The sequence below is a fragment of the Novosphingobium sp. BL-S-19 genome (assembly GCF_055521675.1).
Genome location: NZ_CM145498.1, coordinates 2273105 through 2286543, shown reverse-complemented (window position 1 = coordinate 2286543; position 13439 = coordinate 2273105). Strand labels below are relative to the sequence as shown.

Genomic DNA, 13439 nt, shown 5'->3' with positions numbered 1-13439 from the left:
GTCGCCTAAATATGGGATGGCGATCAACTTCCCCACCATTCCATTTGGTTCGACGACCGAAATCACTCTGACCTCTTCGTCCGTCGATCAGAAGCCGACTTTAGGCGGTCCGACACAGCGTATTTCCCGACTGGGCGACAAATGGTCGGTCCGCATCGATTGCCGGAAGATGTATCCGCGACAGGCCGGACCAATCATCGCGGCCTTGAACGCGGGGCTCTCCGATCAGATCATCCTGTCCGTTCCACAGCCGGGCATCGACACCAGCAAGTGGGGCAAGGGCGCAATCGCGGGGGCCGTTTCGTCCGGACGCTCAATCACCGTGACGGGTGGCGGTGCGGCCAAGGTCGTAGGTCAGCTATTCTCGATCAAGAAAGATGGCGTCCATTATCTCCACCAGATCACGGCGGTGGCGGGCGCCACGCTGACAATTCTTCCCGCCCTGAAAGTGAGCCTGACTGGCGGTGAAACCGTCGATTTCGCCAACCCCAAAATCATGGGCTTCGTGAGCGGCAATTCACAATCGTGGACCGTGGGGCTCGCGGAAAACCTTGGCCTTTCGTTCCAGATCGAGGAAGCACGTTGATGGATGCGACCATGCTCGCCGCCAGCAGCGCCGCCTCACTCCGCGTCTTTCAAGCGGTCCGAATTGACCTGATCTCGACAGGCACGCCGATCAATCTGCTCGACGCATCGGCGACCATCTCATTCGCCGTTGATGGCCAATACGTGACATTCAAAGGCTCCGACCCGGTGTTCGGGACGCTTGGCGCGATCGACACGATCACCGAGAACATCGCTTCCGAGGCGCCGACGATGAGCGTTTCGATCATGCCCTCGTCCCCCGCTGCAATGGGTGAGTTTTCGCAGCCAGAGAACCAATCGAGCCCGATCCGCGTGTGGGTCGGCTTTGTTGATGAGATGACTGGCGCGGTCATCGGCACACCCGAACTTCTGTGGTCCGGAAGGCTGGATACCGTGGTGACCAACATCGGCGAGAACCTGATGACGTGTGAGGTGAAAAGCGTCAGCGGCTTCGACCGTCTTTTCGCGGTCAATGAGGCGGAGGCGCTGAACAGCGCATGGCATCAGCCTATTTGGCCAGGCGAGACTGGCCTCAATTTCAACGTCGCATCGGTGGTCGATCCGATGTGGGGCGCTGATGCAGAGACGGCTGCAACAACTCCTGTGGGATCATCGGGTGCATCTAGCATCTTGCGCGATCTATTGGGAGGCTATCGCTAAATAAGTTCATGAATTTAATTGAACGAGTCCAAAAAACTCAAGAGACTATCGACGAATTTCTCGGAAAAGACTTCGCCTGGGGCAAACATGACTGCGCAATCCTTGCAGGAAAGCACGTCGAAAACCTCGGCTTTGTAACCGACCGGGACACAGCCCGAAAATATTCCACCGAACTTGGCGCAAAGCGGGCTCTCAAGACGCTCGGCTATCAGTCGATGGAAGACCTGGTCGATAGCTACGGTTTCACGCGCATCCCTCCGGCAATGGCGATCACGGGCGATATCGTTGGATATCCTGGTGGCAGCGAAGACGATCAGTGGACCGGTCTCGGCGTGATGGTCGATCCCGGCGAGCACCTCATCGGCTTCGCAAACGGCAAGTGCATGGTCGGGCCGACCCACGTTTGCACTGTGGCTTGGAGGGTCGCCTGATGCCAATGGCTATCCCGATCCTTGGAGCCGCGTTTTTGGCTGCCGGTTCGATCATGACCGCCGTTGGCGTGACAGTCGCAATCGCAGGGATTTCACTCGCAACCATCGCCACCGTAGCGGGCGTCGCGCTAATGGCGGTCTCGATGCTGACCATGCAGGTGCCTTCGCCTAGCAGCGCGGGCACGCAGCTTGACGTTAAGTTGTCCGCAAAAGCGGCGGTCCCCGTGCTCTACGGACATTCTGCGACTGGTGGCACCGTCGTTTACCGCGAGACCTCCGGTAAGAAAAACAAGTACCTCTACATGGCCGTCGCTCTCAGCGTGGCCGGACCGATTACCGGCGTAGAATACGCGTACGCCAATAACGCGGCTCTCAATTTCGTGGGCAATCCCGCCAACATGGCGGCCTACGTCGCCAGCACTAACCCTACCTCGAAGAAGCTGTACCGAGAGAAACTCGTCATGCGCTACATGCGCGGCGAGGCCCCCGCGACTGAGACGATCTCGCAGGCATTCGGCAACTATGGCCCCGCACCGAAAGCACCTGGCAAGGCAAGCGGACACGCCCTCGCTCTCGTCCGCGCCGAATACGACACGGACCAATTTCCGCAAGGTCTGCCGAAGTTCATGTGGACCGCCTTTGGCGTGTCGGTCTACGATCCGCGCAAGGATTCCACGTTCCCCGGTGGCCAAGGAAGCCATCGTCTCGAAGACGATGCGACCTGGGAATTCTCCGAAAATCCGTACCTTTGCGGCCTGCATTGGGTCCTCGGCAAATGGCATAATGGCCGCAAGATTTGCGGCATTGGCGCCAAGCCTGCCGAGGTCGATATCGCGGCCTTCGTGCGCGGCGCGAACGTCGCTGACGCTAATGGCTGGAAATGCGGCGGTGTAGTCACCAGCGGCGACGACAAATTCACTGTCCTGGCAACGATCCTTCAGTCTGGTGGCGGTGTCCCCGTCGCGCGCGGCGCGCAGATTTCAGTGATCGTCAATGCGCCGGTTACCTCGACGACCCGGATCACCGCCGCAGATGTTGTCGGCGATTTCGAGGTCCAGAACACCGCCAGTTTCCGCGACCGCTACAACAGCGTCGTACCCAGCTACCGCGAACCCTCGCAATTCTGGGAAATCATCTCCGGTGAGGAAGTCACCTCCGATGTCTATGTCAACGAAGACAACGGGGTCCTTTCGAGCCAGGAAGTCGAACTCACGATGGTCCAGCAGGCTGCGCAGGCTCACCAGCTTGCCACCTACAAACTGGTCAATTCCCGCGAATTCCTGACTTTCACCGCAGTGTTGAAGATGCGGGCGCTTGCGCTTCGTATTGGCGACGCGGCCATCGTCGATATTCCTGCGATCGCGGCGGAGGGCGTGAAGTGCATTGTCACGAACCGCGAATACAACGCTTCCGATCAGACGGTCGCGGTCACCTTCCGCAGCGAGAACGACGCCAAGCACGCTTTCGCCCTTGGTCAGAGCCAGGTCGCCCCGCCTTCTCTGACGCTCTCGGGTTATGATCCGAGCGACCTGGATGCACCTGCCGCTACCGCATGGTCGGTGCAGGGCGGAACGATCACTACTGACACCGGCACCAGCAAGCCGATTATCCGGGTCACCGGCGCATACGACAATCCGTACGCGACCGCGATCATCATCGAATACCGTCCGGTGGGTCTTCAGACCTGGTATCAAGCGGGCGTCTATCCCCGTGACACCACGTCGATCGAGATCGCGGGTGTAACCGCAAATACCAGTTACGAAGTCGCGGTTTCCTACCGATCCGTGCTCAATGCCGTCTCGGATCGCACGATCTTCGGCCCTGGCGTTGCCGGTGATGAAGCGTTCTCATGGTCTGCCGTAAATGGCGCCGGGAAACCTGCCGATGGCGCGACGGTGGGTGCGCCTTCTGGCACGCCCGTGGGTTCGATGACCTCCGACGATGTCGTTTCGTCGATCAACGATCTCAACGACAAAGTTTCGACGATCGCCGCGCCTCCGAGCGGCTACCTCACCGTCCCGGCGATCACCCTTTACGTCTACGACGACGGGTCGCTCTTCGAGAATTCCGCCGCAACCGGCAAGTTCGTGGTCACGCAAAGCGCGGTCGATATTTCATCCAGCTTCACGTTCTCGATCGCCGACAATCCGGACAACTTGGCGGTATCGCTCAACGGAAACACGTATTGGATCGACGGTGGTCCGGTCAGCAAAACCGCGACCGTGAGACTGCGCGCCACCGGCACCGGCGCTCACGCATCGACCGTCATCGACCAGGTGTTGACGGTGTCGAAGGTCGTCATCGGCTACCAGAACGTAACCGCCCTTCCGACGACCAATCTGTTCGAAGGTCGCCTCGTCTACAATCTCTCGGACGGCCACCTATACACGTATACAAACGGTGCGTGGACGCAGCCGACCGCCGTGGTGGACGACATCACGCCGGACATGTTTGCGCCTGGCATCGAGCCGGTCACGCTGGTCACCAGCATCCCGACCACGAAATCGACGACGCTGGTCTACAACACCGCCACCGGCAAAACCTACAAATGGAACGGGACGGCCTACGCCCCTCTCGTGAACACCGACGACCTCACTGGTACGATCAGCGGAGCGCAGATCGCAGCCGGTGCAGTGGGTACGGCACAATTCGCGGCCAACATCGAGCCGGTCAGCGTCGTTACGTCGCTGCCATCGTCCAAGACGACGACGGTCGTGTGGTTCAATGGCAAGCTCTACCGCTGGAGCGGTTCGGCCTACGTCGCCACGACCGCCGCCGCCGACATCACGGGCACTCTCACCGATACGCAGATCGCAGCCCTTTCCGCCGCCAAGCTGACGGGAACGATCGTTGGAACGCAGATCAATGACGGAGCTATCTCGACGCCGAAGCTGGCCGCTGGTGCGGTCACCGCGAACGAGATCGCGGCAGGCTCGATCATCGCGTCCAAGCTGTCGCTGATCGACGGTAACAACCTGTGCCAGGACCCGACATTCCTCGACGCGGGAACCACGGCTAATTATTGGGTTACCGGCACCGCTTATTCAGTCGGTACGGTCACGACCGACGCATCCACCGCGAATGCTTTGCAAGCGTCTCGGTTCCTCGTGTCAACGCCAGGTGATGGCACCACGTCCATGGCGGTGCAGACCGCATACGTGGCGTATCCGCGAACCACGGTTGAGGCTGGCAAGCCTTATCGGCTGTATTCGCGCACCTACGTCAACGCTGGTTTCACCGGCCGCTGTCGCATCGTTGTGCGCTGGTACAAAGCCGATGGTTCCGCGTCCTCGGTCAATGCAACGGGTAGTATCGACGGCACCAACTACCTCACCTCTGCCGCCCCTGGTGGCGTGGCCTTACTCGAAGGCGTGCTCTCCGCACCGTCCGACGCCGCATTCATGCGCTTCGAGATGTACACGCAGCGCCCCACGGCCATCGCTGCCGCTGGCGTCGCTTGTTACGCGGGACCGCGCGTCATGCGCGCCACGAACGCGGAACTGATTGTCGATGGTTCGATAACCGGCACCGAAATCGCCGCGCAAACGATCACCGCAGACAACATTGCCGCCGACACAATCACATCAGGCCAGATCGCGGCCGGTGCAATCACCACGAACGAACTCGCCGTTGGCTCTGGTGCGAACCTTCTGACCGGCTCCGGCGCGGCAGATGTTCGTCAGTGGCTGGGCGCGCTCTGGAACCCGGACAACGTGCCGTACCAGATGCCGTCGAGCGGCTACAATTCCTACTACATGACCAACCGTCTGGCCAACCAGTGGACGACTTCCGCTGACTGGACGCTGCCGGATTTTTCCACGGTCGCCCTGTATCAGACGAACGGGGCCACGGGCACAGTTGGCGTTTCATCCTTCTCAGTCCGAATTTTGCGTGGCGCTGGTGGCTATCAGGTCAATCCTGCGGTTACGCCTGGAACGACGTACGAGTTTAGCATCTATTCGGGCGCGCATAGGTGCAACGTCTACGTGTCTATCCAGTGGCTGGACGCGAACGGCACGTGGCTCGCAGAGACGACGGGCACCGCCAACAACGCTGAAAAAAGCGGCGGTACGACACTAGCTGGATACAAGAGACTTGTCGCGCGCGGGACCGCGCCCGCAGGCGCTACGCAAGCAAACTGCGTCATCTACAAAAACCATACCATTCAGGGCAAAAGCTACTCGGATAGCTGGCTGTTCTTCGCGTACCCGCAGCTTAACGTCACGTCGCCCGCAGCAACGGAAATCGCGCCCTACTCTCCACCGGGCACGACGCTGATCGACGGTCTCAGCATCATCACCGGTTCGATCATCGCGGATCGCATCTCTACCGGCGCGATCGTCGCCGACAAGATCGCGGCGGGTGCAATCACCGCATCCAAAATGACGCTGACCCCGGAAAACCTGTGGCCCGATCCGGAAGCGATGGACATCAGCTATTGGAAAGGCGCGTCTAGAAGCCCGACCACGACCAATCCCGGCTACGTCAACCCGTCGAACGACACCAACGGATACGTTACCGGTTGGCAGCTTATCACCAACAACTCGGCTTACGGCGGCGCAAACGTAGGCGGTTCCTCCGGCTACTGGCGTCTGTGGTCGGGCAATTCCAATGAGGGTTTCACGGGGACCGGCATTGCGCAGATCGTGTCGCCTCCGTTGCCGTGCAAACCGAGCACGACGTACGAAGCCAAATGCTTCATCAACCACAGCGGCAACAAAGTGCTGTCTATGAACTACCAGTGGTTCGACGCCACGGGCACATTCATCAGCGGCAACAATTCGTATTCCGGTGGCGGAGGAGTCACATCGCCGGGTGGCGTAGGTTGGCTGGGCGGGCAAATCCCGGCCTCCCCTGCGAATGCCGCTGCCCTCCGCATCTATTGGGAAGTGGCGTCGGGTGTCGCGTTCAGCGGACACATCGCGCTCGGCAAATTCTCGCTGCGTGAATGTGCCAGCGGCACCATGATCGTGGACGGCGCCATTACGGCAAACAAAATCGCCGCCGACAGCATCACGGCAGGCCAAATCGCTGCGGGCGCAATCGGCGCGTCGGAAATTGCCGCCTATGCGGTCACCGCCGACAAGCTGGTGGTCGGGACCACGACAGACAACCTTGTGCTCAACCCAACCGGGCGCGAGGGTACGAATAGCTGGATGAACGATGAGGGCACGACCACGGGTCTGACGTTTTCTGGCGGCGGTGGCTGGTTCGGCGCAGGGCGGTATGGTTTCTGGCTGACCAAGTCGAGCACCAGCATTTCGTGCAATGCCGTGTGCAAAGCTTTCCCCGTCTCCCCTGGTAAAACGTACTCGGTCCGACTCGTAACGGGCGCAAGCGCGGACTCGTCCAGCGGCCTTTACCTGCGCATGAACTACTGCACGAACAGCGCGATCGGTGGTTATGTCTCGACCGCCAACCGCGTGAACTGGACCGAACTTGTCGCTGGTAACAGCGCTTGGACCGGTGCGGAGACGCAACGCGAATACACGTGGACCTGTCCCGCCAACACCTTCTGGGCGTCGCTGGCGATCTACAGTTGGTCGGGCGCGCCCACGAGCATCTACTTCGGCGAAGTCGAAATCGTTCTCCAAAATTCCGTGACCAAGATCGCGGACGGCGCGATCAGCACCAATAAGCTGACCGCCAGCGCCGTCACCGCAGATAAGATCAGCGCCGGTGCCATCACTGCCGGTAAGATCGCCGCAGGCGCGGTCACGGCCGGAACCATCAGCGCGGGCACGATCACGGCCGACCGGTTTGTGACCAACGCTGGCGTTGACCTCGCGTCCATCGTGCCAGGATCACTTAACTGGCGAACCGGATCGTCGGGCAATGGTAGCTGGACAGGCCAGTCCATCGACACTGGCGTGATCTACGGCACTTCCTCTGGCGTTTGCACATCAAGTTCGGTGTGCACGTTCACTGGCGCTGCGACGAAATCAGCGATCGCCGCTGGATACGGTACGAGCACCTGGCGAATGACGATGATGTTCTACTACTCGCTGAACGGCGCGGGTTGGACCGACACGGGCGTAAGACTGGAGAACACATCTTACCTGGCAGGCGGCCTTCCGACAGACGGGGTGAAATGGAACCCACCAGGCTCGGGCACTATCGCCTTCTGTATGCGATTAGTTGGCACTGGTAGCGGCGGTCCCGGACACACAGCCACGATTAGCAACCCGAGCATGCTCGTCGAAATCGTGAACTGGAAATAAATAAAACGATGTATTCATTTATTCTCCATGCCAACGACTGTTCCGAGACCGTTCAATTCATTTCCACATCCACGGGCGGTGGTCTTCCGGACGCTCCGGAAGGCCATCGCTGGACTGAAGTTCCGTTCCCTCCGCAGAATTGGCGCGTGGAACTCCGGGGCGACGAATATGTCTCGGTCGCATACGAAACGCCCGAATGCGATATCCTGGCGGCCTCGAAAATCGACAAGATTGCCGAGGTCATGTCCGTGCGCGAAATTAGGTCCTCAGTCGCGACGACCGAATTCGGCGATGTCGATTCCGATGACGCAAGCCGGACCAACGTCAACGGCGCGGTCAACATGGCCGTCCTGGCGAAACAGTACGGTGAAGCTTTCTCCATCACCTGGCGGATGTTCGACAATTCCTATCGGACGTTCGACGCGGACCAAACCATCAAGCTTGGCCTGGCGGTCGGCGCCTATGTGAACGCCTGTTTCACGCACAGTTTCACGCTGAAGGACGAGATCGACAGCGCATCAACGATCGCCGAACTGGATGCGATCGATGTGACCGGGGGATGGCCGACCGTCGCAGAGTGATGCCTAAAGTTCGCACAGATCGTGGTCAGTTCAGGGTGCCGTTGCCGGTCCACAGGGCCATCGCCACCGAATTTCGAAGTAGGAAGAGGTCTTGTGATACATCGTGTTTGTTAGCGTTGCGGGCACGCTCGATTTCAATTTCGAGGAAGACGCCAACGTTATCGCCGTGTTCGGCGATCAATTCACGAGCGCGCTGATGGTATGTCGCCTCGTCTGCGGTGATGGAGATTTCGAGAGCGCGGGCGATTGCCGCCTTCTCTTCGTCGCTCACCTCATCGTCATCGAAATCATCAAAGAGGGCCATAGCTCCACTCTCCTCGCGTGCCGACGTAACAAATTCAGAGTCAACGAGAGTTTGTGGTTCCGGAGGGCGCTTCGTCAAGGCGGAACGGAGACCTGATGGGTCGAGTTACCGGTCGAGCTAAATAGCTGGTGACATACTCCCTCTCAGCCCGTTCGGTCGCCCGTCTCGTAGGCGTCCACCCCGATCTTATCCGCGTCGTTAGCCGCGCGATCACTATCACCTCGATCGATTTCACTGTCGTCGAAGGCCCACGGACGCTCACCTGTCAGCGTCAGCTTTTGCGCACCGGAAAATCCACAACCATGAAATCCCGTCATCTGACCGGCCATGCAGTGGACTTGGCGCCGATCGTCGATGGAAGGGTGACGTGGGATTGGGAGCAATTCTATGTGCTCGAAAAGGCCGTGAAACAGGCGGCCACAGAACTCGGCATCGAGATCGAATGGGGAGGGGACTGGAAGACTTTCAAGGATGGTCCGCACTGGCAACTGCCGTGGGCGTCTTACCCGGCCTGATGCAGCCGCTAGCTAAATAGCTGCATGAAAAAGGTTCTCTCCGCCATAGCCGAATTCGGCCTTAAGCTCATCGCCAACGCGGCGATTCGTAAGCGCATCATAATCGTTTTGGTGGGTGGCGGCATTGCCATCGGCGGTGTGAACTTCGCGCCCGAGACCGTTGAGCAGATCGTAATGATCGCCGTGTCGGTTTGGGCCTCGATGTGATCGATCATGGCGATCTCAAGAATCTCATCGATGTCGTCAGCACCGGAGTCGCGCTCGGATCGCTTGCACAGGTTCTGCCCACAGTCGCAGCGGCGGCATCGCTAATCTGGACGGTGATTCGAATCGGTGAATGGGTAATCGGCAAGGTCAATCTGGGCAAAGAAATCTGATCAAGGCCGGTGCTCGACGGTACTCGCCGCCCAATAATCCACCGCAGCCCGCAACAGGGTCGGCGTGTGTGGGTTTGTCAGCGCGAACGACACTATAAGCGTGGCCATACCGCCCCAGATCAAGCGGTGACGCTTCGGCGGAGCCGGAGGTTTCTCTTTCGAGATCACAGCAATCGCCAGCATCGTCGCATAGGCCTTGTCTTCTCTAAGGCCGTTCAAGACATCTCGGGTATTGTCGTCCATCATCCACCTCCAGCGCGCGAACTACCGCGCAATGGTTGCCGCCCTTATCGACCATTCAGACCGAGGTTTGAATCGCGCCGATGACTTGGTGTCCGGTGGTGGACACGATCGAGCATACCGGCAATCGGGAGCATTTGGCCTGGCGCGTAACCAAATGGACTTGGTGGTTGGGGGGCGAAAAGTTCATGGGAAAACGATCTTCAGCAGGGAGGCAGCACCGGCCGTGCCGAAAATGGCGCCGAGAATTAGCGGAAGGCGTTGGATGAGGATGGCGACGACCGTCCAAAACGGACTCTTGTCGGCCAGCTTGCTCAGGACCCTGGCATCATTCTCGTTCATAGCTTCCTTCCTTCGTCCGGGGTAATCATGCGAGCGCTAAGGCTCGATGGTTACCGCTATCGATTGGAAGGAACCGGTCCGTTTATCGACCCTGATGTCCTGCGGACTCTGTGCCGGAGAATCGCTGAGCCCGTCAAGCGTGGCGCCTTGACGCGGTGCACAGCCTGTACCGGAAGTTAGTTCTTGCATCGCGGTGCTCTCTCATTTTCGCCCAACGTTTCTGCGGGTTTGGAACCGTTTTTCCGGCCAAGCATTGACCAAAAAATAGATGAACCATAAATTCCTGTTTGTGCACCGACCTTGGTTAAGCTGGCACATCAGGATATCGAGAAGCTGTTCGGACGAAAATGACGCGATCCACGATGCTTGCCCCCGGCCTCGCTCTTGCCGCCATGGCCTCCCTCTCCGCTTGCGGCCGGGAGGATCCGGCCCGCAAGGATGCCGAGGATGCGCATGACGTCGCGATGGTCGAGCGGATGAGCAAGGAACCGTTCAAGCCCATCGTTCCCAAGCCGATCACCAGCGTGGATGTGGAGCGCTATGGCCTCGACAAGCCCGGCTGCCGGTTCCGCAAGCAGGGGGAGGCGGACCCGATCTTCATCGGCAATGCCGAAGAGGGCTTCATGCGCATCGAAGGCGATCTGAAGCGCTATGCTGCCAAGCTGGAAAGCGCGCAATTACCGGGCAATGCGCGCGCAACTTACGTCGGGCTCTCAACATGGGTCGATCTGGTGAGCTTGCCCGATCGCGTCGGCGGGTCGAACCATACACACTGGCCGGCGCGATTGGTCCTCCACGATTCGCAGGAGCGTGTAGCCTTCCTTGCCGATGGAGAGGTGACGTGCACCGACACGCCGGGGCAAGCGTCTGAAAGTGCCGGGGAAACCGCCACCGCTGATTGACCCGTTCCACTGCATCGGCATTATGCCGGTTCATTGAATGGGGAAAATTCATGAAGGTGCGTTTGCTGGGCGTCGCGGTTGCGGCGCTTATTGGTGTTGCCGGTTCGCCGGCATGGGCGGCGGAAGAGGAAGCCAGCCTGCCGCCCGCCGCAGTGGCGGCAGCGAAATCGCTTCATCCGCAACACGGCAAGATCGCCATCGCAGCCGCGCATGCGACGCTGGATCTGGGATCTGCTTACGACTTCTACGGGCCGGAAGACGCCCGGAAGATCATCGTCGAAATCTGGGGCAATCCGCCGAAAGTGGCCGAAGGCGTACTGGGGCTGGTGATGCCGGCCGGCACATCGCCGCTGAGCGACGCCTGGGGCGCGGTCGTCACCTACGAGGACACGGGCTTCGTGAACGACGAAGATGCCGGCAAGGTGGACTACGCCGAGCTGCTGTCACAGATGCGCGAGGGTGAGGACGAGCGTAACGAACAGCGCAAGGCGGACGGCTATTCGCCGATGCATCTGGCCGGCTGGGCGGAGCAGCCGAAGTACGACGCCGGCACGCATTCGGTAGTCTGGGCACAGGATATCGCGTTCGGCGACGCGAAGGTCCACAGCCTGAATTACGATGTGCGCACGCTGGGGCGGCGCGGCGTGCTGAGCCTCAATCTGGTTTCATCGATGGACCATCTTGGCGACGTGCGGCAGGCGGCGACGGCATTTGCCGATCACGCGGCTTTCGATGCGGGCTCGCGCTATCAGGACTACGATTCCTCGACCGACAAGACGGCCGAATACGGCATCGGCGGTCTGGTCGCCGCGGGCGTGGGTGTTGCCGTTGCCAAGAAACTCGGCCTGCTTGCGATCCTGCTGAAGTTCCTCAAGCCGATCGCGGTGGCTGTGATCGCCGGCTTTGCCGTGCTGCGCAAGAAGATCGGCGGTCTGTTCGGCCGCCGCGCGGCTGCCGACCGGGACGAACCGGCCGGCAGCGAGGCTTCAGACGCCTGATGACGTTTTGGAAGGCGAGGTAGGTTTCCCCTACTTCGCCTTCAGCACCGGCTTGAACGGAGCGTCATTGCCATCGCCGTCCGTGGCTTGCGGTAGGGTGAGCAGATCGCGCAGCAGCGGGGCCACATCGACATTGTCGAACGCCGCCAGCTTGCGGTTGGCCGCGAAGGCCGGACCGGAAGCGACGAACAGCGCCGCCATTTCCGGTGCGGCATTGTCGAACCCGTGGGCGCCGCCGGTCGAGGGCTTGTCCGGCTTGGTCGCGTTGATCATCCAGCCCGTCTCGGCAAGGCAGAAATAGGGCGCGATGCGCGGGTTGCGGCCGTAGTGCAGGCGGGCGGGGATGTCCTGCTTGCGCCAGCATTGCATGTGATCGTGCGGCTTCAACAGCGCGGCGGCGAGCTTTGCGTCGTTGCCCTCGGTCGGCGTGAGCGCGGCGAAAGGCCCGGTATCGCCCGCCTTGTAGAGCGCCGGATCGGCCACTTGATCGAGTGCGATGCTGCGCTCGCTCGATACGGCGGCCATGCCGTGGTCAGCCACGACGATCACATTGGCGGTCTGACCGAGTTCGTGCAGTCCCGCGATCAGCTTGCCGATGTCTGCGTCCACTTCGGTCACCGCCGCATTGGTGTGCGCGTCGTCCGGGCCATAGCGGTGGCCGGCGGTGTCCACATCGTCGAAATAGAGCGTGACCAGCTTGGGTCGCGTTGCGGCGGGGCGCCGCAGCCAGTCCAGCACGACGTTGACGCGCTGTACGGGCGAGACGGCGCGGTTGTACTGCTGCCAGTCGCTCGGCCGTGTGCCGCCCACGGCTTCCTTCCACGGCTCGGTCACCCAGGTGCCGCCCCATGCCACGTTGGAGCCGGGCCAGAACATCGTCGCGGTGCGGATGCCGGCCTTTTCGGCGGTGACCCAGATCGGCTCGGCTTCGTCCCACCAGTAGGGTTCGTCGCTCGACATCGTGAACTTCTCGCCCGGATGGGCCGGATCCTCGAAACCATTGGCGATAATGCCGTTGCGGTCTGGAACCTTGCCGGTCACCAGCGCCCAGTGGTTGGGAAAGGTCTTGCTGGGGAACGAGGGGCGCATGGCCGCGCTCACGCCCTTGGCGGCAAGCGCCGAGAGGTTCGGCGTGATCCCACGATTGAGGTAGTCGGCCCGGAACCCGTCTATGGAGACCAGGATGACGACCGGCTCGCGGCTGTCCTTGGGCGGGGTTTTGGCGATGGCAGGCGAAGAAAGCGCGGCAAGCGCGCCGATCAGGGGGAGAAGCGTCTTCATGC

General features: G+C 60.5%; 14 protein-coding genes. 10 read left to right on the top strand and 4 right to left on the bottom strand.

Features of this window, described 5'->3' with window-relative positions:
- The first annotated feature begins 16 nt into the window (after positions 1-16).
- The 5 genes from ACZ1JV_RS18880 to ACZ1JV_RS18860 all read left to right on the top strand — a co-directional run bounded on the left by ACZ1JV_RS18880 (position 17) and on the right by ACZ1JV_RS18860 (position 8478).
- Positions 17-586: a hypothetical protein gene (locus ACZ1JV_RS18880; protein ID WP_465150050.1), complete on the top strand. Its 570-nt coding sequence runs from the start codon at positions 17-19 to the stop codon at positions 584-586.
- On the top strand, positions 586-1245 hold the full coding sequence (locus ACZ1JV_RS18875) for a hypothetical protein (RefSeq protein WP_465150049.1): 660 nt from the start codon (positions 586-588) through the stop codon (positions 1243-1245). The genes ACZ1JV_RS18880 and ACZ1JV_RS18875 overlap by 1 nt, the downstream gene beginning before the upstream one ends.
- An 8-nt stretch (positions 1246-1253) precedes the next feature.
- Positions 1254-1676, top strand: a complete 423-nt coding sequence (locus tag ACZ1JV_RS18870) for a DUF6950 family protein (RefSeq protein ID WP_465150048.1) — start codon at positions 1254-1256, stop codon at positions 1674-1676.
- Entirely contained in the window at positions 1676-7897 is a 6222-nt protein-coding gene (locus ACZ1JV_RS18865) for a hypothetical protein (protein ID WP_465150047.1), read from the top strand. The genes ACZ1JV_RS18870 and ACZ1JV_RS18865 overlap by 1 nt, the downstream gene beginning before the upstream one ends.
- Before the next feature lie 146 nt (positions 7898-8043).
- Positions 8044-8478, top strand: coding sequence for a DUF4376 domain-containing protein (locus tag ACZ1JV_RS18860; RefSeq protein WP_465150046.1), 435 nt, complete (start codon positions 8044-8046; stop codon positions 8476-8478).
- A gap of 25 nt (positions 8479-8503) precedes the next feature.
- Here ACZ1JV_RS18860 and ACZ1JV_RS18855 read toward each other — a convergent pair whose 3' ends face one another.
- The gene (locus ACZ1JV_RS18855; RefSeq protein WP_465150045.1) at positions 8504-8782 is read right to left on the bottom strand and encodes a hypothetical protein; all 279 of its coding nucleotides are present in this window, start codon (positions 8780-8782) and stop codon (positions 8504-8506) included.
- Between the two features lie 128 nt (positions 8783-8910).
- Between ACZ1JV_RS18855 and ACZ1JV_RS18850 the strand changes: the two genes are divergently transcribed.
- From ACZ1JV_RS18850 to ACZ1JV_RS18840, 3 genes are read left to right on the top strand one after another with little or no spacing between them, the layout of a single operon-like run.
- A complete protein-coding gene (locus ACZ1JV_RS18850; protein WP_465150044.1) occupies positions 8911-9297 on the top strand; it encodes a M15 family metallopeptidase in 387 nt (128 codons plus the stop codon).
- A 24-nt stretch (positions 9298-9321) separates the two neighbouring features.
- A complete protein-coding gene (locus ACZ1JV_RS18845; protein WP_465150043.1) occupies positions 9322-9504 on the top strand; it encodes a hypothetical protein in 183 nt (60 codons plus the stop codon).
- A complete protein-coding gene (locus tag ACZ1JV_RS18840; RefSeq protein ID WP_465150042.1) occupies positions 9501-9674 on the top strand; it encodes a hypothetical protein in 174 nt (57 codons plus the stop codon). Before ACZ1JV_RS18845 ends, ACZ1JV_RS18840 begins: the two co-directional genes overlap by 4 nt.
- Here the strand turns inward: ACZ1JV_RS18840 and ACZ1JV_RS18835 are convergent, their stop codons facing one another.
- Together ACZ1JV_RS18835 and ACZ1JV_RS18830 are read right to left on the bottom strand one after the other, a co-directional pair.
- Complete coding sequence (locus ACZ1JV_RS18835) at positions 9675-9917, bottom strand: hypothetical protein (RefSeq protein ID WP_465150041.1); 243 nt, start codon at positions 9915-9917, stop codon at positions 9675-9677.
- Positions 9918-10100: 183 nt separating this feature from the next.
- A complete protein-coding gene (locus ACZ1JV_RS18830; protein WP_465150040.1) occupies positions 10101-10256 on the bottom strand; it encodes a hypothetical protein in 156 nt (51 codons plus the stop codon).
- Between the two features lie 347 nt (positions 10257-10603).
- Here ACZ1JV_RS18830 and ACZ1JV_RS18825 point away from each other — a divergent pair, with 347 nt between their 5' ends.
- Complete coding sequence (locus ACZ1JV_RS18825; protein WP_465150039.1) at positions 10604-11158, top strand: hypothetical protein; 555 nt, start codon at positions 10604-10606, stop codon at positions 11156-11158.
- 50 nt (positions 11159-11208) lie between these two features.
- On the top strand, positions 11209-12156 hold the full coding sequence (locus ACZ1JV_RS18820) for a DUF2167 domain-containing protein (protein ID WP_465150038.1): 948 nt from the start codon (positions 11209-11211) through the stop codon (positions 12154-12156).
- 30 nt (positions 12157-12186) lie between these two features.
- Here ACZ1JV_RS18820 and ACZ1JV_RS18815 read toward each other — a convergent pair whose 3' ends face one another.
- Positions 12187-13437, bottom strand: a complete 1251-nt coding sequence (locus ACZ1JV_RS18815; protein WP_465150037.1) for an alkaline phosphatase family protein — start codon at positions 13435-13437, stop codon at positions 12187-12189.
- Positions 13438-13439 lie beyond the last annotated feature (2 nt).

Excerpts from the sequence above, each read along its gene's own strand:
- ACZ1JV_RS18880 (WP_465150050.1), top strand. The coding sequence starts at position 17 with ATGGCGATCAACTTCCCCACCATTCCATTTGGTTCGACGACCGAAATC.
- ACZ1JV_RS18815 (WP_465150037.1), bottom strand. The coding sequence starts at position 13,437 with ATGAAGACGCTTCTCCCCCTGATCGGCGCGCTTGCCGCGCTTTCTTCG.
- ACZ1JV_RS18820 (WP_465150038.1), top strand. The coding sequence starts at position 11,209 with ATGAAGGTGCGTTTGCTGGGCGTCGCGGTTGCGGCGCTTATTGGTGTT.
- ACZ1JV_RS18825 (WP_465150039.1), top strand. The coding sequence starts at position 10,604 with ATGACGCGATCCACGATGCTTGCCCCCGGCCTCGCTCTTGCCGCCATG.
- ACZ1JV_RS18845 (WP_465150043.1), top strand. The coding sequence starts at position 9,322 with ATGAAAAAGGTTCTCTCCGCCATAGCCGAATTCGGCCTTAAGCTCATC.
- ACZ1JV_RS18865 (WP_465150047.1), top strand. The coding sequence starts at position 1,676 with ATGCCAATGGCTATCCCGATCCTTGGAGCCGCGTTTTTGGCTGCCGGT.
- ACZ1JV_RS18830 (WP_465150040.1), bottom strand. The coding sequence starts at position 10,256 with ATGAACGAGAATGATGCCAGGGTCCTGAGCAAGCTGGCCGACAAGAGT.
- ACZ1JV_RS18870 (WP_465150048.1), top strand. The coding sequence starts at position 1,254 with ATGAATTTAATTGAACGAGTCCAAAAAACTCAAGAGACTATCGACGAA.
- ACZ1JV_RS18835 (WP_465150041.1), bottom strand. The coding sequence starts at position 9,917 with ATGGACGACAATACCCGAGATGTCTTGAACGGCCTTAGAGAAGACAAG.
- ACZ1JV_RS18855 (WP_465150045.1), bottom strand. The coding sequence starts at position 8,782 with ATGGCCCTCTTTGATGATTTCGATGACGATGAGGTGAGCGACGAAGAG.
- ACZ1JV_RS18875 (WP_465150049.1), top strand. The coding sequence starts at position 586 with ATGGATGCGACCATGCTCGCCGCCAGCAGCGCCGCCTCACTCCGCGTC.